Here is an 18,291-nt window from a genome sequence, read left to right as displayed (position 1 = left end):
TCGTGCTTCCACAATGTTCTGTGCATGCGCGATTTAGTAGCGCGTGGTAAGCCCCAGGCGCACCCGCGAAAGCAGCGCGAAGCGGTGCCGGGGTTTGGTTATGTGCCGTTGGGCGTGCTTCCACCATGTTCTATGCATGTGTGATTTAGTAGCGCGTGGTAAGCCTAAGGCGCACCCGCGGGAGCAGCGCGGAGCGGTGCCGGGGTTGGTTATGTGCCGTTGGGCGTCGTTCCGACGCCATTCGCGGGTGCCTCGTTTGCTCGTTCCTCGCAGACTCGTTACCACGCGCTACAAAAATGTGAATCGTGAGTGGTAAATGGGGAATCGTTTCGTACCATTCACCCTTCACGATCCACCCCTCACGCTTCACCTTTCGCCCTTCACCCTTCACCCTTCACCCTTCACCCCAACCTTAATCGCGGTGATCTTTGATGATCATCAGCAGCATGCTGAAGATAAAGGCGAGGAAGATGGTGATGATAGCGAATACGCTGCTGTTGTAGAGCCGATTGGGTTCTGTGGGGTACTCCGGGAATAGCGGGCTTTGCAGCACGCTTACCTGCTTGAGCTGGCGGGCAGCTTCTAAGCGGGTGTTTTCTAACGCAGCCAGCGCACTTGAGTAGGTTTCCTGAGCAAACTGTGCCTGCAGTTCTAGTGTTTCATATTGCGCTGAAACACTGTTGAGCGAGTCGCCTGAAGCTTGGGCGATTCGATCACGCTGCTCAATAATTTGGTCGCGTAATGCGGTGATATTACGCTCGACTTGGCGCAATTCAGAAGACTGGGAGCTTTGGAAGCTGGCTAATGCGCTGCGCTGCGCTTGCAGGCGGGCTAGATCAGCCTCAAGTGTTGCCACCACTTGGTTAATATTTTCCACCGTTGCGGTTGGTGAAACCAAACCATATTCGTTTTGGAATTCAAGCAGCTTGGCCCGGGTCTCTTCAAAGCGCTCTTCAAGTCGAACCATTTGCTGCTCTAAAAATTTCACCTGCTCATCCGCTAGACGGTGCCCCATTTCGTTCATATGGTCTTCACCTGCTTCCAGCAGCAGCGTGGCCATGTCATGGGCAAACTCTGGCGTATACGCCTGCACGTGAATATTGAGCACGCCTGCATACTCATCCAGCTCTACCTCTACCCGGCGTAAGTAGTATTGGTGCAAATCTTCAATGGGGGCATCACGATTAAGCAGTTTGGCGAAGATATCTCCATTCTCAGAATAGTGCTCACGCAGATTCAGCTTTTCGTCCAGTAAGCGTAGCATGTCTACAGAGAGTAAGTGCTCACGCAGCAGCAACAGATCGTGGGTATTTCCCCCACCGCCACTGCCCATAATTGAAGATAGGCTAAATTCTGGCGTTGCTACCTGCGGGCTTTCCAACACCACTGTTGCGCGGGAAACATAGCGATCTTCCGCCCATACAAACCAATAAAACGAGACCAAAGCTATCGCGACTATCGCCACGGCCCAGTGTGGCGATGTTTTTATAAAATGACGAAAAGAACGTTGCATAGTTTATTGTGCCTTCAATCGATCAATAAAGCGCAGGTGCATCAATAGCCCCAGGGCGATTAGCGTAAATGTAAAGAGCCAGAGGTAGAGCATGCTGGTGCCCTGGACGACTTGGTACTTGTCAAAAAAGCCCAGGCGCAGCGTTTCGAGGCCATGAGGTATTGGGTTAAGCATCAGGTATTCCAACAACCAGTGGGGCAAGGCATTAAGCGGTAAAATCACCCCTGAGATTATTAGCAGCGGTAAAGAGAGCATGGTTATCACCCGACCAAGCTCGGGTATCAATGTTGCCACTACTGAGGTTATCAATCCTAAACCAAGCCCTAGACTCCATAACGAAAGCCAGGCAGCCACCACTCTAATGGCGTTATCGGGGTACATGTCCATCCCCAACATTAATCCGCCGCCTATAAAAAGCAGGAAAATAAAGCTGCGCAGCATACCTTCTAGAAAGTTGCGCACTAGCACGGGGTCTACGGGCTGCACTTGCCGGTAAGCGAACAGGGCTTTGTTGCCATTAATGGCGCCCATCCCCCGCATCATTCCTTCCCGCACTAGAAAAAAGCCCATTAAGCCCGTAATCATCCAAGGGATAAATTCGGCATTCACTACCAGACGATCGCCACTAACAAAGCTACGAATTCCGACCATAATGCCAGTAAAGGCGACTGGCTCAAAAATCATCCAAAACCAGCCCATGCGGTCTGACATGGTGCGCGAAATGGCTTCGCGCATGAACATGGCGTACCACACGCTGCGCGTGACTTGCCACGGTGTTCGTGCGCTCCGCCGTGGGCCGCTGTTTACGTTATCCATAGCGCTAATTCTTCAGAGAAGTACAAAGTGTGTTCCTACGCATTGTGTGACGGCGAAAATAGTGGCTGCACCACCATTTCCGCCGAGTCGCGGGTGCGCTAACGCTTACGCCGCGCTACAAAATCGTCCATTTACCGCTCACTATTCACCAATCACCCACTATTACAGATCAACCGCTACTTTGGTTGCTACGGCAATCTGGTAGAGGATCTGCGTTAGCGTAGAGGCTAGCTGAAGGTTGTGCGTGGGAGCAGCGGGCATGACGAGGATTTCGTCGCCGGGACGCAGGTTCACGTTACGGGCGTTCTCAACGGCACCATTCTGGCGAACCACAAGAATATGGTCGTCATCTGCACGGTCGGTGAAGCCGCCTGCGCCTTCAATGTAATCGATCACGCTCATGCCTGGGCGATAAACAGCGGCTTGGGGCACAAGCACTTCACCACTTATCAGCATGGAGTCACTCACTTCCGGAATAGTGACCACATCGCCATCCTGCAGGCGAATATCGGAAATGCGCCCATCGTAAGCAACGACTAAACGGCCACTGGGTTCTAACTCACTGGCACGAGAGATGAAGTCCTGAATCAGCTCCGCTTCTTGTACACGAATCTGCGCTTCTTCATTGGTGCTGGAGGGTGCGCCTAGATAGGTTGTCTCTAGACGGCGTAGGCTCTCTTCAAGGGACTGCGCTTGCTGCTTTTTAACACTTTCACGCTGTATTGAGATGCTTTCCACGGCGGTCATGTTTTCTGGCACGGCGATGGCGTCTAGTAGTTCGCTTAAACGAGCATCCCTCGGCAGTGCGTACCGTGAAGGGCCGTAATAGCTACCTTCTACTTCCACAACGATGGTTTCACTGCGCTTATCTGAGCTGAACAGCACTTCGTCGCCGCTGCGGATCGTTTGGCCGGCAAACATATCAATGGGGAAGTATTGAGCAATAGGTCCTTCTTCACGGTCACCACGTAGCAAAACGTGTGAAACACCGCTTCTTAACCGCGCTAGATTTACCAGCTCAGCGCCACTCAAACTTGTGCCTGTCATTTCATAACGGTATTCACGGTGAACATCTCCACCTACCGCAATTGCGGGGCCACGCTCTTCGACTACGATGGTGTCGCCATCTTGAAATTGCGGGCGGGGTATATTGCCGTTGATCAAGAAGTCATAGAGGTCGACGGTGGCAACATTGCGACCGTCGCGCATTACACGAATTTGACGATAGCTGCCTAGGTCTTGATCTATGCCGCCAGACTGATCCAGAAAATAGAGCAGGGAGTCGTTGGGTGTGCCCGCGTAACGGCCGGGGTTTTCAACATAGCCGGTGACGTAGACGGCTACGGGCTGCACACCTTGCAGGTTGGTATAGACCTGGACGTTATCTGGGTATACCGAGGTAATGGCTTGACGCACGCTGGCATCAACTTGTTGGCTGCTCTGCCCTTCTACTTTGAGCGGCCCTGAGCCAGGAATGAAAATATTTCCTTGGGCGTCGACGGGTAACACGCGATCAAGTTCAAATGCGCCCCAGGCGCGAACCGTGACTTGGTCGCCGGGCTTAATCCGGTAGTCAGGGTTGAGACCATCCCCCATCGCGCCACGAAACCCACCTGTGAATAAGTTGGCGCCAAATGGCGGTAGTGCATCGGGATCTTGTACCTTGGGCGAAACCGGGCCATATGTGCCGCTATCCCAGTTGGCTCGGGGTGTATCATTGACTTCTTGCTGCTGCAGGCTGCCTTGCTGGTTAGCCTGCTCAGGTAAAATGCTGTCGGAAAGGCTTAGCGCCTGCGCCCATGTGTTGGGCACTGCAAAAACGCTGACAAGCGCTATGGAAGCAACGGCTAACGAGCGATTTAGCGTAGCGCGGTCAAGCAGTGTGGTCACTTTCATTAATTGCGCCCCTGTGTTGTTTGTGCCACAACGCGTTGATTAACCCAACCATTGGGTGTTTTGCAGACGAGTGCAGAACGCGCGTTATTGGAGTCGACGGCTACTACTCTTAGCTTGCGACACTCGCGCCCACTGGCGGCAAGGTAGGCGGCGTCAGCCACAATCTCGACATTATTACCCCATGGGCTGTCTGGAACATTAATCACGGCACCTGCGGGAGCCTGTGTTAAAAAGCCATTGAGGTTGTCGTCTTGCAGCAAGGTGGCCGGGTCGTTATTCAATACATACTGCGCTTCTTGCTGAGCTGAGCTGGAGGGGTACGAGGCACAACCACTCACCACGGCTAAACTCAGCGCTGCCAGCAGCATGCGTGCTGGAGAGACCACTGAACGTTGAGATATCGACATAGTTATTTCCAAATAAAAGGCACGCTACCGCCCAGGGATTATAACGGGCGTATTCCCTTGCCCTACTTCTCTGGGTGGATGAAAGTGGTTGGCACAAGCGCAAAGCACTTTTGCCAGCCGCCCATTGTAGGGGAATACCGCCAGCGGCTCTACATAGACAGCTCTTGTACAACCTATTCATTCTTATTGTGAGAATAACAGCCATTGAAAAGCAAAAAAACGGCCACATAAATGTGGCCGTTTTGATATAAACAAATTCTTTAAAACGACGTTAGAAGTGATAACGTGCGCCTGTCAGCCAATATGTCCTGTCTGCCGTGTTTTCTTTGCGCATGCTTGGCGCATCACCATCGGCTAGCTCTACGAACACGTCAAATGCACTGGTGACTTTATAGTAAGCGCCTGCAGCCCAGGCGTTACTCTCCTCGCCTTCGTCACGGTCTACATTGTAGTAATCTGCGGTAAAAGCCCAGGGCCCTGTGGAGTAGGTACCACCTAGGCCGACCGTTTCGAACCCTTTGCCATAAGTATCGCTGTTGTCTTGAGTCTCAACACCTAAGCGCATTGATAGCTGATCAGATAGCGAGTATGCCCCAATAAGGCCATACAGCGTTTCACCATTTCCACTGCCACCACCACGCACTACGTTTTCCACTGCACCAAACCCAACTTTGAATGGGCCTTGCTGATAGCGAATACCACCTTGTGCGGCAACAACCTCACCTTCACTACTCTGCTCTGAAGCCGTTAACCCCCGCTCGCTGTAGTGCTTAACCTGGAGAAAAGAAGTGAAGCCGTTCAGCTCAGGCGTGTAGTAAGCAATTGAATCACCCCAAGACTGCAAACCCGATGATTTAAACAGTAATCCCCGGTCTTGATAAACATCAAACGGCAGCGAGACAAACTGGGCATACATGCTATTAAAATTACCTGCCAGCAACGTGCCATACTGCTTACTTGATAAACCGATGTAGCTTTGTCGTATTTCGTTGAACCCTTGATCCGTGTTGCGCTCATCGCCAGTAAACCGCCACTCCAAGTGTCCTAATGCCGTTAGGTCTGAAGTAACCGCATGACTCATTCGAAACCCTAGGCGGGAGTAGACATCAATAAATTCCGCGCCGTCATCCACTTTATTGCCAGCGCTATTAAACTCAGGGCCACCGCCCGCAATACCCATGGCAATACGGCCGTAAATATCCAGCTTCGTGCCGTCCTGATCATAAAGTGTTGTGGCTTGAACCGAGGAGATACTTAACAGACTTGCTACAACCACCGCTAACTGCTTCTTCTGCATTAGAAATAATCCCTTGATACGCTAATCTTGTTCGCTGCTTTAACTATTCAGCTATTCTCAGCTATATGCAGCGAAACAATGTTATACAATATCAAGCTAGCTTTAAAGGAAAACAATTCTTATTTGTATTAATCAATATTGTTGGCAAAAAAGCAAAAAAAACCGGCCTCTAAAGAGGCCGGTTCTATTTGGTTCTGCTAGGCAGTTAACCCTTCATGCGTGGTAATTAAACCAGGCTTAGAAGTGGTAACGAGCGCCTGTCAGCCAGTACATGTCGTCGCCATCAGCGCGCTCAACATCGACGCCACTGCCACCGCCGATGGTAACGTCGATAGACGGCTGGTCAGCTTGCTGCAGCTCTAGGAACACATCAAAGTTGCTGGAAACTTTATAGTAAGAACCCAGGGCCCAAGAAGTGCGGCTGTCGCCGTTGTCAGGATCTACGTCGTAGACGTCAGCAGCAAATGCCCAAGGACCAGTGGTGAAAGTACCACCTAGGCCAACTGTGTCGTAACCACCACCACGAAGGTTGTTATCGTCGCGAGTTTCGTAACCTAGACGTGCAGAGAACTGGTCAGTAATATCGTAAGAACCGATCAGACCGTACAACATTTCAGCGTTACCGCCGCCACGTGCAACGTCTTCAACAAAACCCAGACCTACAGTTACAGGGCCTTGTGCGTAACGAACACCGCCTTGCGGTGCGATTACGTCACCTTCAGAAGTTTCTTCCGCTTCAGTCAGGCCGCGCTCGCTATAGTGTTTCAGTTGCAAGAATGCAGTGAAGCCGCTCAGGTCAGGCGTGTAGTAACCGATAGAGTCGCCACGCGACTGCTTCGGGTGACCAGCAAACTCTAAACCGCGATCAATTTCCCAATCGAACGGCTTGGAAACGAACTGGTTGTAGAAGCTGTCGAAATTACCTGCTTGGAAAGTACCGAACTGGTCGCTTTGTAAGCCGATGTAGCTCTGACGAACTTCTTTGAAACCGCTGTTGCCATTACCGCTAGGGCCGGTACGCTCGTCACCGTCGAAACGCCACTCAACACGACCGAAAGCAGTCAGGTCACGTGAAACTTCGTGGCTCATGCGCAGACCAAGACGTGAGTAAACATCTACGAACTCAGCGTCGTTGTTGATTTTTTCGCCGTCACTGTTGTACTCAGGGCCGCCTCCAGCAACACCCATGGCGATACGGCCATAGACGTCCAGCTTGGTGCCATCCTGGTCATAAACGGTAGCTGCTTGGGCTGCAGCAGAGGCACCCAGGGCGCCAACGATAGCAGTCGCTAAAAGTGTCTTTTTCATGATGTAAGTTCCTTAACTCGTATACTGTTTCGATCGTTGCTGCTCAACTCTTAATAAGTTGGCAGTTGGCTTTTGCGGGCCATGCTCTTTTGCCATCCGCCGGTTTTTCCCGGTGGTATGCGGCATGTCCTCAACTAAGCCTTGTTATAGTCCAATGCTCGCAGAACAAACTCTATACCGGGACTCCAGGGAACGCAATAGAAAAAAACAGTGTTTTTTTACTATTTGTGCTTTTTTATGGAACCCCTGCTGCTGGGCCCGGTCTCAGCGGCCTTTGAATTTCTGCTGTAAATCTAACAATTTGTCTTCCAAGCTAAGCGGCTTACGCGGCTCACCTTTTTCTGCCTTCGGTTCTGCATCCGGCGCTAAATCAGGCTGTTTCGGTTTTTCTTGACGAGTGTTTTTAGCGGCAGGCGATGGTTTAGGTTGCGCTTTTTTGGGCTGCCCTCCTTCTTTCTTCTCACCGCGTTTTTCTGCTGCGTGTAGCGCCGCTTCTTTATCGACCTTGCCTGCGGGTTGGCCATCCAAATCTACCCGTTCGACACCCTCGCGCACTGCTTTTATATAGCGCGGGAGGTTCACATAGTTGGCTAAGGCTCGACGAATTAGCTTATTAGGCCACTCTTCGCGCTCTGCAAGCTGTTGATGAATGCCAACTTTTAAGGGCTTGGTGTGGCCTTTAAAAAACGCCTTGGGGTAGCGCTCGTACCATTGATTCAGCAGGGCGTGCGGTGAAGGTGCCTTAACCGTTTCAGCGGTAGCCGATGATTCACCTTTTTCTTCTGGCCCTGTTTCTTCTGACACGACTTCTTCTGGCTTGGTTGCTTCTGGCTCGACCTGATCTGGCGCTACCTCGCTGGATGGTGGCGTTTCAGGCGCTTTCTGGTCGAGAACCTTTGCATCGACAGCTTCTTCGCTATGTATTTCAGTATCTATTGTAGTCGTGGCTTCGGAGCTTGGCTCGCTTTGCGATTGGGCGTTTTTCAATGCCAATTGCTGCTTTAGCCGCTGGTTTTCTTCACGCAGGGCATGTAGCTCAGCTTGTGTGCGTTCAAGACGCGCTTCTAAATCATCTAATATATTCATTAAGCTGGCGGCCATAGCCTTCTCCTTTGCCCTTTTTAGTCGGCGATGCGCTCGTAAACGACGAAATCATAGCTTGGCTGCCCTTTTGCTGGCTGCCCCGCTACGCGCTGTACTTCTTGCCACTCGCTGGGGTCGAAGTCAGGAAACGTTGCGTCGCCTTCTACCTCTATGTCCACTTCCGTTATGTAAAGCCGCTGTGCAAAGGGAAGCGCCTGGCGGTAGATTTCCCCGCCTCCCATTACCATGATCTCTTCTGCCGCCTCTATGGTGGCGTGCTGGTCAGCTAGCTCTAGCGCTGCGGGCAGGTCATGGCACACGCGTACGCCTTCGTGGGAAAACTCGGCGTTGCGGGTGACAACGACATTAAGCCGATTAGGCAGCGGCTTGCCAATGGAAGCGTAGGTTTTACGCCCCATGACCAGCGGTTTTGCCTGGGTAATGCGCTTGAAGAACTTTAAATCTTCGGGCAGGTACCAGGGTAACTTGCCGTCTACGCCGATCACACGATTTTTAGCCATGGCAACGATCATTGCCACCGGCACCAGAGAATCGAAAGCGCCGTTTTGGTTACTCGTAACGTTTTGCTGGCTCATACCGCTACCTCGGCCTTGATGTGCGGGTGCGCCTCGTAAGCGTCAATGTGAATGTCTTCAAAACGGAATGCGAACAGGTCGCCTATCTCTGGATTGAGCACCAGTTTAGGCGGCGTTTTAGGCGTACGCGATAGCTGCTCTTTGGCCTGTTCAAGGTGGTTACTGTACAGGTGCGCATCGCCTAGGGTGTGGATAAACTCACCCGGCTGCAGGCCGGTCACCTGGGCGACCATGGTGAGTAGTAAGGCGTAGCTGGCGATATTAAACGGCACGCCGAGGAAAATGTCGGCGCTGCGCTGATAGAGCTGGCACGACAGCTTGCCATTGGCCACGTAGAACTGGAACAGGCAGTGGCACGGTGGTAGCTGCATTTCATCGACCTGGGCTGGGTTCCATGCAGAAACAATCAGGCGGCGAGATTGGGGTGTGGTGCGAATTTGACCGAGCACCTTGGCAATTTGGTCAACGCTGCCACCTTTGGGGTCGGGCCAGCTGCGCCACTGATAGCCGTAAACGGGGCCTAGATCGCCGTTTTCATCCGCCCACTCGTCCCAAATCCGCACGCCGTTCTCTTTTAGGTAGGCGATGTTGGTGTCGCCTTTCAGGAACCACAGGAGTTCGTGAATAATCGAGCGCAGGTGGAGTTTTTTGGTGGTCAGTAGTGGAAAACCACGCGATAAATCAAAGCGCATTTGATGGCCAAACACGGAGCGCGTGCCGACGCCTGTACGGTCATGGCGGTCAACGCCATGCTCCAAAACGGTTTGCATCAAGTCTAAATAGGGTTGCTCAAGCGCGGGCGTTGGTGCAGTCACAGAATTTCCAAATTAACAGGCGATGTAGCGGTTTATTCTAGGCGCCCATAGCTGCCCGGTCTAGCGGTGCCGGCCTGTTAGCGTTATCCAGTTAACCCCGGCACCGCTTCGCGCTGCTTTCGCGGGTGCGCTTCGCTTACCACGCGCTACTAAATCCTGCGTGCACATAAAGCGGTGGATGCCCAATGCCTGATCACGTCTGCACACAAAATGGTGACAACACACCAACCCTGGCAACGCTTCGCGCTGCTTCCGCGGACGCGCAACGAAAACCACCAAAGTCAGGTGCGTGCACATACCGTAGCGCGTGGTAACGAGTCTGCGAGGAACGAGCAAACGAGGCACCCGCGGGAGGCGTCGGGACGACGCCCAGTGGCACATAACCTAACCCCGGCACCGCTTCGCGATGCTTTCGCGGGTGCGCCTGGGGCTTACCACGCGCTACTAAATCACGCATGCACACGACTGTGTGGAAGCAAACTCCTGTAGCGCTTGGCGCCCAATTAACAGCACCGCGGTGCTTTAGTTTGAAAGTTTTACGTCCACAGGCTGGGAGCGTGACCAGGCGATGATGACGAGGCCCAGCGCGATCATGGGAAGCGAGAGCAGCATGCCCATGGTGACCCAGCCGAAGGCGATAAAGCCTATGTGGGCGTCGGGCATGCGGACAAATTCGACCATAAAGCGGAACACGCCGTAGCAGACTAAAAACAGCCCGGATAAAAAGCCTCGTGCGGTCGGCTTGGCGGAGACCCACCACAGAATGGCGAACAGCACGACGCCTTCTAACAGCGCCTCGTAGAGCGCTGATGGATGACGCGGCTCAGGCCCCATGCCGGGAAACGGCATGCCCCAAGGAAGCGAGGTCATGCGGCCCGGTAGCTCATGATTAATAAAGTTACCGATACGCCCGGCCCCCAAGCCAATCGGTACCAGAGGAGCGATAAAGTCGGTGAGCGTTAAAAAAGCCAGTTGCTTACGCCGAGCGAATATCCAGGCGGCGAGGAGCACCCCGAGTAGGCCGCCGTGAAAGCTCATGCCGCCATCCCATACGCGGAAGATCCACAGCGGGTCGGCTGTCCACTGTCCTAGCCCGTAGAACAGTGCGTACCCTAAGCGCCCTCCAGCCACGACACCGATGGCACAGTAGAAGAGCAAATCACCGATATCGTCATTATTGAGACCAATACGCGATGCGCGCCGACAGCCAAGCCACCAGGCGGCAACAAATCCCACCACATACATAAGGCCATACCAATGGACTTGCAGCGGCCCCAAGGAGATAGCCACTGGGTCAATCGTTGGGTAATTAATCATTTACACTCTCTAATCTGACCAAAGGAAATATGCAAGACGCCCACTCAGCACGTAAAACGGTCACAGGCTAGGTGAGCAGGAAACGCACCCCTACCACTGCCAGCAGTAACGCGAAGGAGAGACGTAGCACATGAGCGGGCAAAACATGGGCAAGTTTAACGCCTAAGCGGGCAAATGGAACGCTGGTGACCACGATACTGAAAAACGCTGGCCACATAACAAAGCCAGTTGTCCAGGCGGGCAGCAGTGGATTACCCCAGCCCACCACGATAAACGCCAGAGCCCCCACCAGCGCGATGGGTAGCCCTACCGCCGCTGCCGTGCCCACCGCTTGAGTCATGCTGGCGCCACAGCGTGATAGTAGCGGTACTGTCATGGCGCCTCCGCCAATCCCGAACAGTGCTGAAACAGCGCCGATCACGCCACCGGCGAGCGTCATTATCCATTTGCCGGGCGAGGCACTGCCCGGCTTAGGCGTTAATCCAAACACCATTTTAGCGGCAATGAGTAGAACAAAGATGCCAAACATAGTTCCCAGCGACGTGCCGGAGAGGTTGTCGGCAATAAACGCCCCAGCGATGGAACCTAATACTAAGCCAGGCAGCAACGCTTTAAGCCACCCACGGTGAATGCTGCCGCGCCGATAATGGCCAAGGGTGGACGATGAGCCGGTGACGAGAATGGTAGCGAGAGAGGTGCCAATGGCTAAATGCATGACAATTTCAGAGGCGATGTTCTGCAGACCAAAGGCGAAGACCAAGACAGGAACGATAATGAGCCCACCACCCACGCCAAATACACCTGCCATGGTGCCCGCAACGGCGCCTAAGGTTAAATAAATCGATAGCGCCGTGACGATGGTCATTCAGACGGAACCGCTTCAATCGTGCCTGGAAACCAGTAAGCAATCATATTCATGAGGGTTTGGGGTTGGTAAGGCTTGGCAAGTAAGTCATCCATACCGGCGGCTAGACAGGCGTCGCGCCCGGCATTGTCGACGTTGGCCGTTAGTGCGACCAACACGCTTTGACTAACGCCATGGTTGCGCTCGTACTCGCGCCAGCGCCGGGTGGTTTCAAGCCCGTCCAGAGTGGGCATAAAAATATCCATAAATACCAGATCAAATATCGCGTTTTGCTGGCGTTCCAACGCCTGTTCACCGCTGCTAGCGCCTTCCACCTGTAGGCCCTGGGTTTCCAGCATCTGCCGGGCCAGCATCAAATTTACCGGCCCGTCGTCGACGACCAATACGCGTAAAGTGCGCGGCGCCCCCGGGCGATCACCACTCCTCCCTTGTGCCTCACCACTCAAAGAATTTTGTTCAGAACCTGGTTCAACTCCTCCCTCAGCGCTTTGTTGAACAAGATTGGTCAGTAGCGCGCGGATATCCGATAGGTGCTCATACACTTCCATGATATTTTGCCCACCGTTATCGGTGAGCTCTTTATCAACCATGCTGTTTAAATGGTCTAACAAGCTATCCGTTTCACGCTGCAGCAGCGTTAAGTAGCCTGATTTTAATCGTGACTCTTCCCGCGCCCTTTCACGACCGGCGATCAAGTGCTTGAGCTGCCGTTGCTGGTGCTGAAGATCGTCCAGCAGGGTTTGCTCATGCTCCTGCCGGGTGTTCTTAGTAGCGGCAGTGGCCACTTGGGAGCAGTGCATGCAGCGCTCAAGACCGGCGAGGATTTCATTAACGCTGGCCAGCCGCTGAAGGGGTAGATGAGATTCGTCGGCGACATCCGGCGGGGAACATTTATGCTCGGGCAGTGAACGCGCAGCGGTAGCGCATAGTGCTTGACTGTGCCGTTCAAGTTCGGTGAGTTCTTGCATAAAGCGATTATCTTGACGCCGAGCATGCGCTTTAACCAACATCAGGAAGGCGCCGACATTCAAACTGCTGCCGATAAGCAGCGCCGCCATTAGCCACAACATGGTGCTCCAAGAGACGTAGCTGGGCGACATCCACCACATCATGGCGCCAACCACCACGCAGAGCACGATTAATGCTGCTTGCACAAGCAGCAGTGGCCACAGCAGAGGCCAAACAATGGCATTCCAAAAGTGCTCCCTTTGATAGCGCTGCATGATCTCGCCTTCCTATTGGCCGTATGGCCGCTGATAACGTGACCGCTGTTTAAGGCTCCACACCCATTCGGTGTGACGATTTATGCTACAAACATGATACTAATGTCAGTGTACGTCTACGCTTCGTTACTGTCATGCGGCTCTTGCGTTGAACGTTTTTCATCCTTTTCGCCTGCGAGTTTGTTATGTGCTTGATATCGTTTGCTTGGCAACCCGGCACCCCCATGCCTTTGTGGCTAATGGGTAACCGTGATGAGTTCCATGCGCGCCCCACCGCGCCGCTGGGTGAGTGGCAAGATAACTCGGCCATTGTCGGTGGCCGCGATTTAGAGGCCGGTGGCTCGTGGCTGGCAGCCAAGCGCGGCGGTGTAGTGGCCGCGTTAACCAACGTACGTGACCCGCAATTGGGCACCCCATCCGGCGCGCCAAGCAGGGGGGAGCTGGTCGCCGATGCCCTGCAATGTAGCGATATAGAAGCGTGGCTAACTGCGCTCAGCCAGGGCGAGGCAATGCGCTACGCGGGCTTTAATTTATTGGTCGCCACGCCCCAACGGCTTTGGCACCTACACCGCAGCAGAGATCGTCTGGCTCTCGCTGAGGTAGCTCCCGGGGTTCATGGCCTCTCCAACGCTGATCTCAACTCACCCTGGCCAAAGCTTCTACATGTACGCACTGCGCTTGAGCACACTCTTTTACAGCCAGACCCGTTCCAGGCATGGCCTAGTGGCGTTCAGCGCGCTATGCAAAATCCACAAGAAGCGGCTATCGAGGAGTTGCCAGATACCGGCGTGGGGCTTGAATTGGAGCGCCAGCTTTCAGCGGCGTTTATTGTCGGCGAGCGCTATGGCACCCGCGCCACCTCGTGGCTCACTCTGGATAGCGACGGGCACATCGAAGTTACCGAACAGCGCTTTGGGCCGCTGGGGCGCTTTGAGGGTGAAACCTCTTTAGCGTTGCCCAGCAGTTCGCTTGAATCCACTTTCTAGTATTTGCAAAAAAAAGTTAGTCACGGGGCGGCATCAGGTGCGATAGCTGCCACTCATCCATGCGTCCCTCTAGATGGGTATGCACCTGGGCAGGGGTGTCTAGCTCCATCACTTCTTTGAGCAACTGCTCGGCATCGCTGAACGGCACCCGGCGAATGGCCGCGCGCACTTTGGGCAGGCTTGGCGCATTCATGGAAAGACTGGTAAAGCCCATGGCCATGAGCAACAGCGCTCCAGCCGGGTCTCCGGCCAATTCACCACAGAGCGAAATGGGCTTATCGAGCCGCGTCGCATCGTTAGCAAGTTCCAGCAGAGCGCCGAGCAACGCCGGGTGCAGCGCATCGTAAAGGCTCGATACGCGCGGGTTGTTACGGTCTACCGCCAGCAAGTACTGGGTTAGATCGTTGCTGCCCACAGAGAAAAAGTCGACTCGCTTCGCCAGCGCGTCCATTTGATAGATAGTGGCGGGCACTTCAATCATCACGCCCACTTTAGGTCTGACGACAGTAATCCCTTCTTCGCCCAGCTCTAGAATGGCGCGATCCAGCAGGCGCAGCGCTTCATCGACCTCTTCGACGTTGGTAATCATCGGGAAGAGAACGTAGAGGTTATCCAGGTCGATCGAGGCTTTGAGCATGGCGCGCAGTTGCACCATTAACACTTCCGGGTGATCCAGCGTTACCCGCATACCGCGCCAGCCTAGAAACGGATTCGCCTCTTCAATGGGGAAATAGGGCAGATCCTTGTCACCGCCGATATCCAATGTGCGCATCACCACCGGCAACGGGGCAAAGCCTTCGAGCTGCTCACGATAAAGCTTGGTTTGCTCTTTCTCGCCGGGGAAGCGTTCGGTAATCATAAACGGCACTTCGGTTCGATAGAGGCCCACTCCACCGATACGGCTTTTAAGCAGCGCGGTGGCATCTACCGCTAACCCGGTATTGACCATAAGCGGCATCGTGTGACCGTCGGGCGTGGCGCTGGGCAGATCCTGCTCGTGCTCAAGCAGTTCGCTGAGCGCCTCTTCTTCGGCGATCAGACTTTCATAACGGGCCGTAAGTTCAGGCGCTGGGCGCACAAACAGGCGACCACGGTGACCATCCAGCACCACCGGCGCCCCGCCTAGGCGCGGCAGCGGTAAATCCATCATGCCCAGCACCGTAGGAATGCCCATGGCCCGGGCGACAATCGCCACGTGGGACGTGCTGGAGCCGCGTACCGAGACCAACCCTTTGAGCTTTTCGCGGGGGACTTCACCCAGCATGGCCACGCTGATCTCATCACCGACCAGAATAGCGTTATCGGGGTAGGTTTCCGGCGTGGATGGGGTATCTTCTTGCAGATGCGCAAGCACCCGGCGGCCAAGATCACGAATATCAGCCGCTCGCTCGCGTAGGTAGTTGTCGTCTACCCGCTCCAGATACTGGACGTGACGACGCACTACATCGGCCAGAGCGCCTGGTGCCCACTGGCCTTCGCGAATGCGTTTTTCCACTTCATCAGCCAGCGCGGCTTCGCCGAGCATCTGCTGATAAACATCGAACAGCGCCAGCTCTTGAGCAGAAATCCTGCTTGCCAAACGTTCGGCCGCGGCACGAATTTCGTTGCGGGTTTTGCCAATGGCTTCTTTGAGGCGGGCGACCTCATAATCCTGATCGCGGGGTATCAGATCCGGCACGCTGTTTAAATCCGCGGGCGGGGTAATCACCACTGCTTCCCCCATGGCCATGCCAGGCGAGGCAGCAACGCCTTTAAACATTGCCTGCCCTCCGGCAAGCGCCGGGCGCAGCAGGTTGCCCGTGGCTAAAGCATGCGCCAGCACACCAGCCAACTGCGCGGCCATGGTGACCAGAAAGGCTTCGTCCTCATCGTCGTAGCGGCGCTTTTCGGCTTGCTGAACCACCAATACGCCCAGCATGTGGCGCTGATGAATAATCGGCACACCCAAAAAGCTGGAGTAGCGCTCTTCACCGGTGGCTTCAAAGTAGCGGAATTGCGGGTGGGTCTGGGCATCTTCGAGGTTAAGCGGCTCGCTGCGTTTGGCCACCAAGCCCACCAGGCCTTCACCTAACGGCAGTACTACGCGCCCTACGGCTTGAGTGCGCAGACCAATGGTCTCCATCAATACCAGCGACTCAAGCTCCTTGTCGTAAAGGTAGAAGGAGCACACATCAGTCTGCATCGCTTTACGAATTCGGCGTACCATCGTGGACAGCGCGGCGTCGAGGGTGCGCGCGCCGTTCACTTCCTGAATCACCCGGCGCAACACCTCAAGCATGGACGTTTTACTTTTCACTATTATTTGCCTCGCTGAGGAATTTTCTGGCAGACTGCTGCCGCCCTACCCTGGGCAGCGGCCAATCGCCCTAATCGTCATCCTGTGCCAGACGCTGAACGCGGGGAGACAACTCCCGCAGCGCGCGCCGATATACCTCTCGTTTAAAAGGCACTACCTGCCCTAGCGGGTACCAGTAGCTCACCCAACGCCACCCATCAAACTCGGGGGTTGGGGTTGCCGTCATACAAATCTGGCTTTCCTGGCAACGGATTTTAAGTAAAAACCACTTCTGCTTCTGGCCTATACAGACCGGACGCGAATGTGTGCGAATCATACGTCGTGGCAGACGGTAGCGTAGCCAGCCCCGGGTGCAGGCAACAATATCAACATCGTCGGCGGTTAGGCCGATCTCTTCGTAAAGTTCACGAAAAAGTGCTTGTTGTGGCGTCTCGCTTGCATTGATGCCCCCCTGGGGAAATTGCCACGCATTTTGTCCTACCCGACGCGCCCAAAGCAGCTGCCCCTGGCTATTGGCAATGATGATGCCAACATTGGGGCGAAAGCCGTCAGCGTCGATCACGGACATCACCTTAATAAATTTTCAGTTGTCCCCATTTTTCCACAAGGGTGACAAGCGTATCAATACAATATAACGCTAAGTGATGAATGGTTGCGTATCAGCATGGAGCGAAGAACGTGCGTTGGTGGGAATGACATGGCGACTCTGCGATAATCCGCGTCCGCTATTTGCCTAACTAGCGTCTTTGAGCACTAACGACTGTCTACTATCCACTGACTAAAAAAGGGGAGCGCCGTGAGTCTGGCCATATTCGATTTGGATAATACGCTGCTATCCATCGACAGCGATCATGCCTGGGGCGAGTTTTTACTCGAACAAGGGGCAGTCGACCCGGTTGCCTACCGGGAAGCCAATGAGCGCTTCATGGCTGATTACAACGCGGGCACCCTGGATATGGCTGCTTTTTTGGAGATGGCGCTTAAACCGCTGGCCGATAATTCGCCGGAACAGCTTTCAGCATGGCACCAGCAGTTCATGGCCAGCAAGATCGAACCCAATATTCTGCCCAAAGCCGAAGAGCTTCTGGCACGCCACCGCACCAAAGGCGACACGCTGCTGATTATTACCGCCACCAACCGCTTTATTACCGCCCCAATTGCCGAGCGTTTGGGGGTCGATCACTTAATCGCGGTGAACCCGGAGGTCAAAGAGGGTCGCTACACGGGGCGCGTTTCGGGCATTCCCAGCTACCGCGAAGGCAAAGTCACTCGTTTGGAAAAGTGGCTGGAAGATCAAGACCTGACCATGGAGGGCGCGTGGTTCTACAGCGACTCGCACAATGATTTACCGCTGTTAGAAATAGTCGAGCACCCCGTCGCCGTCGACCCCGACGACACCCTGCGCGAAATCGCCAAAGAACGCCAGTGGCGGATTATGAGTTTGCGGGATTGAATCGTGAATCGTGAATCGTGAATCGTGAATCGTGAATCGTGAATCGTGAATCGTGAATCGTGAATCGTGAATCGTGAATCGTCAGGAGTATAGGTCTCGTAGCGCGTGGTAACGAGCAAACGAGGCACTTGAGGATGACGGCGGGATGACGCCTAGTGGTACCCCACACCAACCCCGGCACCGCTTCGCGCTGCTTCCGCGGGTGCGCTTCGCTTACCACGCGCTACTAAATCTCGCAGGCACATGAAGGTGGGGATTCCAAGGACGTGTGCACGTTATGTAAATGGCCGTGGCACGTTATCATGCCACCGAAATCAAGTGATTGTCGTAGCGCGTGGTAACGAGAAAGCGAGTTCAGCGAGCGTTTCGAGGCACCCGCGGGAGGCGGCGGAACGACGCCCAAGAGCACCCAGCCACCCC

16 protein-coding genes are annotated in these 18,291 nt (G+C 54.3%); 2 read left to right on the top strand and 14 right to left on the bottom strand.

The genetic code is table 11. The features are described 5' to 3' along the window. Positions 1–412: 412 nt before the first annotated feature. The 12 genes from HALTITAN_RS24110 to HALTITAN_RS24055 all read right to left on the bottom strand — a co-directional run bounded on the left by HALTITAN_RS24110 (position 413) and on the right by HALTITAN_RS24055 (position 13,136). Positions 413–1,513, bottom strand: coding sequence for a KpsE/RkpR family capsule polysaccharide export protein (locus tag HALTITAN_RS24110; protein WP_009288669.1), 1,101 nt, complete (start codon positions 1,511–1,513; stop codon positions 413–415). A gap of 3 nt (positions 1,514–1,516) precedes the next feature. After that, positions 1,517–2,329 (bottom strand): ABC transporter permease, encoded by an 813-nt coding sequence (locus HALTITAN_RS24105; RefSeq protein WP_051052227.1) that lies wholly within the window; start codon positions 2,327–2,329, stop codon positions 1,517–1,519. Positions 2,330–2,491: 162 nt separating this feature from the next. After that, positions 2,492–4,225 carry a polysaccharide biosynthesis/export family protein gene (locus HALTITAN_RS24100; RefSeq protein ID WP_039860911.1) on the bottom strand — a complete coding sequence of 578 codons (1,734 nt, stop codon included), beginning with the start codon at positions 4,223–4,225 and terminating at the stop codon, positions 2,492–2,494. After that, positions 4,225–4,632, bottom strand: coding sequence for a DVU3141 family protein (locus HALTITAN_RS24095; protein WP_039860910.1), 408 nt, complete (start codon positions 4,630–4,632; stop codon positions 4,225–4,227). Before HALTITAN_RS24095 ends, HALTITAN_RS24100 begins: the two co-directional genes overlap by 1 nt. 271 nt (positions 4,633–4,903) lie before the next feature. Beyond that, positions 4,904–5,929: a porin gene (locus HALTITAN_RS24090; RefSeq protein WP_009288667.1), complete on the bottom strand. Its 1,026-nt coding sequence runs from the start codon at positions 5,927–5,929 to the stop codon at positions 4,904–4,906. Between the two features lie 237 nt (positions 5,930–6,166). Next, positions 6,167–7,237 (bottom strand): porin, encoded by a 1,071-nt coding sequence (locus HALTITAN_RS24085; protein WP_009288666.1) that lies wholly within the window; start codon positions 7,235–7,237, stop codon positions 6,167–6,169. Positions 7,238–7,501: 264 nt separating this feature from the next. Continuing rightward, positions 7,502–8,338 (bottom strand): ProQ/FINO family protein, encoded by an 837-nt coding sequence (locus HALTITAN_RS24080; RefSeq protein WP_009288665.1) that lies wholly within the window; start codon positions 8,336–8,338, stop codon positions 7,502–7,504. Between the two features lie 20 nt (positions 8,339–8,358). Next, entirely contained in the window at positions 8,359–8,916 is a 558-nt protein-coding gene (locus HALTITAN_RS24075; RefSeq protein WP_009288664.1) for a dihydrofolate reductase, read from the bottom strand. Continuing rightward, positions 8,913–9,686, bottom strand: a complete 774-nt coding sequence (locus HALTITAN_RS24070; protein ID WP_051052229.1) for a thymidylate synthase — start codon at positions 9,684–9,686, stop codon at positions 8,913–8,915. Before HALTITAN_RS24070 ends, HALTITAN_RS24075 begins: the two co-directional genes overlap by 4 nt. A 567-nt stretch (positions 9,687–10,253) precedes the next feature. Beyond that, the gene (gene lgt / locus HALTITAN_RS24065; protein ID WP_009288662.1) at positions 10,254–11,048 is read right to left on the bottom strand and encodes a prolipoprotein diacylglyceryl transferase; all 795 of its coding nucleotides are present in this window, start codon (positions 11,046–11,048) and stop codon (positions 10,254–10,256) included. 67 nt (positions 11,049–11,115) lie between these two features. Next, entirely contained in the window at positions 11,116–11,913 is a 798-nt protein-coding gene (locus HALTITAN_RS24060; RefSeq protein ID WP_009288661.1) for a sulfite exporter TauE/SafE family protein, read from the bottom strand. After that, positions 11,910–13,136: a response regulator gene (locus HALTITAN_RS24055; RefSeq protein WP_009288660.1), complete on the bottom strand. Its 1,227-nt coding sequence runs from the start codon at positions 13,134–13,136 to the stop codon at positions 11,910–11,912. The genes HALTITAN_RS24060 and HALTITAN_RS24055 overlap by 4 nt, the downstream gene beginning before the upstream one ends. 185 nt (positions 13,137–13,321) lie before the next feature. Between HALTITAN_RS24055 and HALTITAN_RS24050 the strand changes: the two genes are divergently transcribed. Continuing rightward, positions 13,322–14,122 (top strand): NRDE family protein, encoded by an 801-nt coding sequence (locus HALTITAN_RS24050; RefSeq protein WP_009288659.1) that lies wholly within the window; start codon positions 13,322–13,324, stop codon positions 14,120–14,122. A gap of 16 nt (positions 14,123–14,138) precedes the next feature. Here HALTITAN_RS24050 and ptsP read toward each other — a convergent pair whose 3' ends face one another. Beyond that, positions 14,139–16,400 carry a phosphoenolpyruvate--protein phosphotransferase gene (gene ptsP / locus HALTITAN_RS24045; RefSeq protein WP_039860909.1) on the bottom strand — a complete coding sequence of 754 codons (2,262 nt, stop codon included), beginning with the start codon at positions 16,398–16,400 and terminating at the stop codon, positions 14,139–14,141. A gap of 88 nt (positions 16,401–16,488) precedes the next feature. After that, positions 16,489–16,980, bottom strand: coding sequence for an RNA pyrophosphohydrolase (gene rppH, locus HALTITAN_RS24040; protein WP_022519684.1), 492 nt, complete (start codon positions 16,978–16,980; stop codon positions 16,489–16,491). Between the two features lie 234 nt (positions 16,981–17,214). On the opposite strand from rppH, the gene HALTITAN_RS24035 reads away from it, so the two are divergent. Next, positions 17,215–17,871: a histidinol-phosphatase gene (locus HALTITAN_RS24035; protein ID WP_009288657.1), complete on the top strand. Its 657-nt coding sequence runs from the start codon at positions 17,215–17,217 to the stop codon at positions 17,869–17,871. The last annotated feature ends 420 nt before the right edge of the window (positions 17,872–18,291 follow it).

Origin of the sequence: Vreelandella titanicae BH1, from assembly GCF_000336575.1 — a bacterium.
GTDB classification, from domain to species: Bacteria; Pseudomonadota; Gammaproteobacteria; order Pseudomonadales; family Halomonadaceae; genus Vreelandella; species Vreelandella titanicae.
Note: the sequence above shows the minus strand (reverse complement) of the source record. Positions and strands in the feature narration are given on the sequence as shown.

Coding starts and splice junctions, on each gene's coding strand:
- HALTITAN_RS24070 (WP_051052229.1), bottom strand. CDS start 9,686: ATGCAAACCGTTTTGGAGCATGGCGTTGACCGCCATGACCGTACAGGC.
- HALTITAN_RS24100 (WP_039860911.1), bottom strand. CDS start 4,225: ATGAAAGTGACCACACTGCTTGACCGCGCTACGCTAAATCGCTCGTTA.
- HALTITAN_RS24095 (WP_039860910.1), bottom strand. CDS start 4,632: ATGTCGATATCTCAACGTTCAGTGGTCTCTCCAGCACGCATGCTGCTG.
- HALTITAN_RS24050 (WP_009288659.1), top strand. CDS start 13,322: ATGTGCTTGATATCGTTTGCTTGGCAACCCGGCACCCCCATGCCTTTG.
- HALTITAN_RS24110 (WP_009288669.1), bottom strand. CDS start 1,513: ATGCAACGTTCTTTTCGTCATTTTATAAAAACATCGCCACACTGGGCC.
- HALTITAN_RS24090 (WP_009288667.1), bottom strand. CDS start 5,929: ATGCAGAAGAAGCAGTTAGCGGTGGTTGTAGCAAGTCTGTTAAGTATC.
- HALTITAN_RS24075 (WP_009288664.1), bottom strand. CDS start 8,916: ATGAGCCAGCAAAACGTTACGAGTAACCAAAACGGCGCTTTCGATTCT.
- lgt (WP_009288662.1), bottom strand. CDS start 11,048: ATGATTAATTACCCAACGATTGACCCAGTGGCTATCTCCTTGGGGCCG.
- HALTITAN_RS24060 (WP_009288661.1), bottom strand. CDS start 11,913: ATGACCATCGTCACGGCGCTATCGATTTATTTAACCTTAGGCGCCGTT.
- HALTITAN_RS24105 (WP_051052227.1), bottom strand. CDS start 2,329: ATGGATAACGTAAACAGCGGCCCACGGCGGAGCGCACGAACACCGTGG.
- HALTITAN_RS24080 (WP_009288665.1), bottom strand. CDS start 8,338: ATGGCCGCCAGCTTAATGAATATATTAGATGATTTAGAAGCGCGTCTT.
- HALTITAN_RS24085 (WP_009288666.1), bottom strand. CDS start 7,237: ATGAAAAAGACACTTTTAGCGACTGCTATCGTTGGCGCCCTGGGTGCC.
- HALTITAN_RS24055 (WP_009288660.1), bottom strand. CDS start 13,136: ATGCAGCGCTATCAAAGGGAGCACTTTTGGAATGCCATTGTTTGGCCT.
- ptsP (WP_039860909.1), bottom strand. CDS start 16,400: ATGCTTGAGGTGTTGCGCCGGGTGATTCAGGAAGTGAACGGCGCGCGC.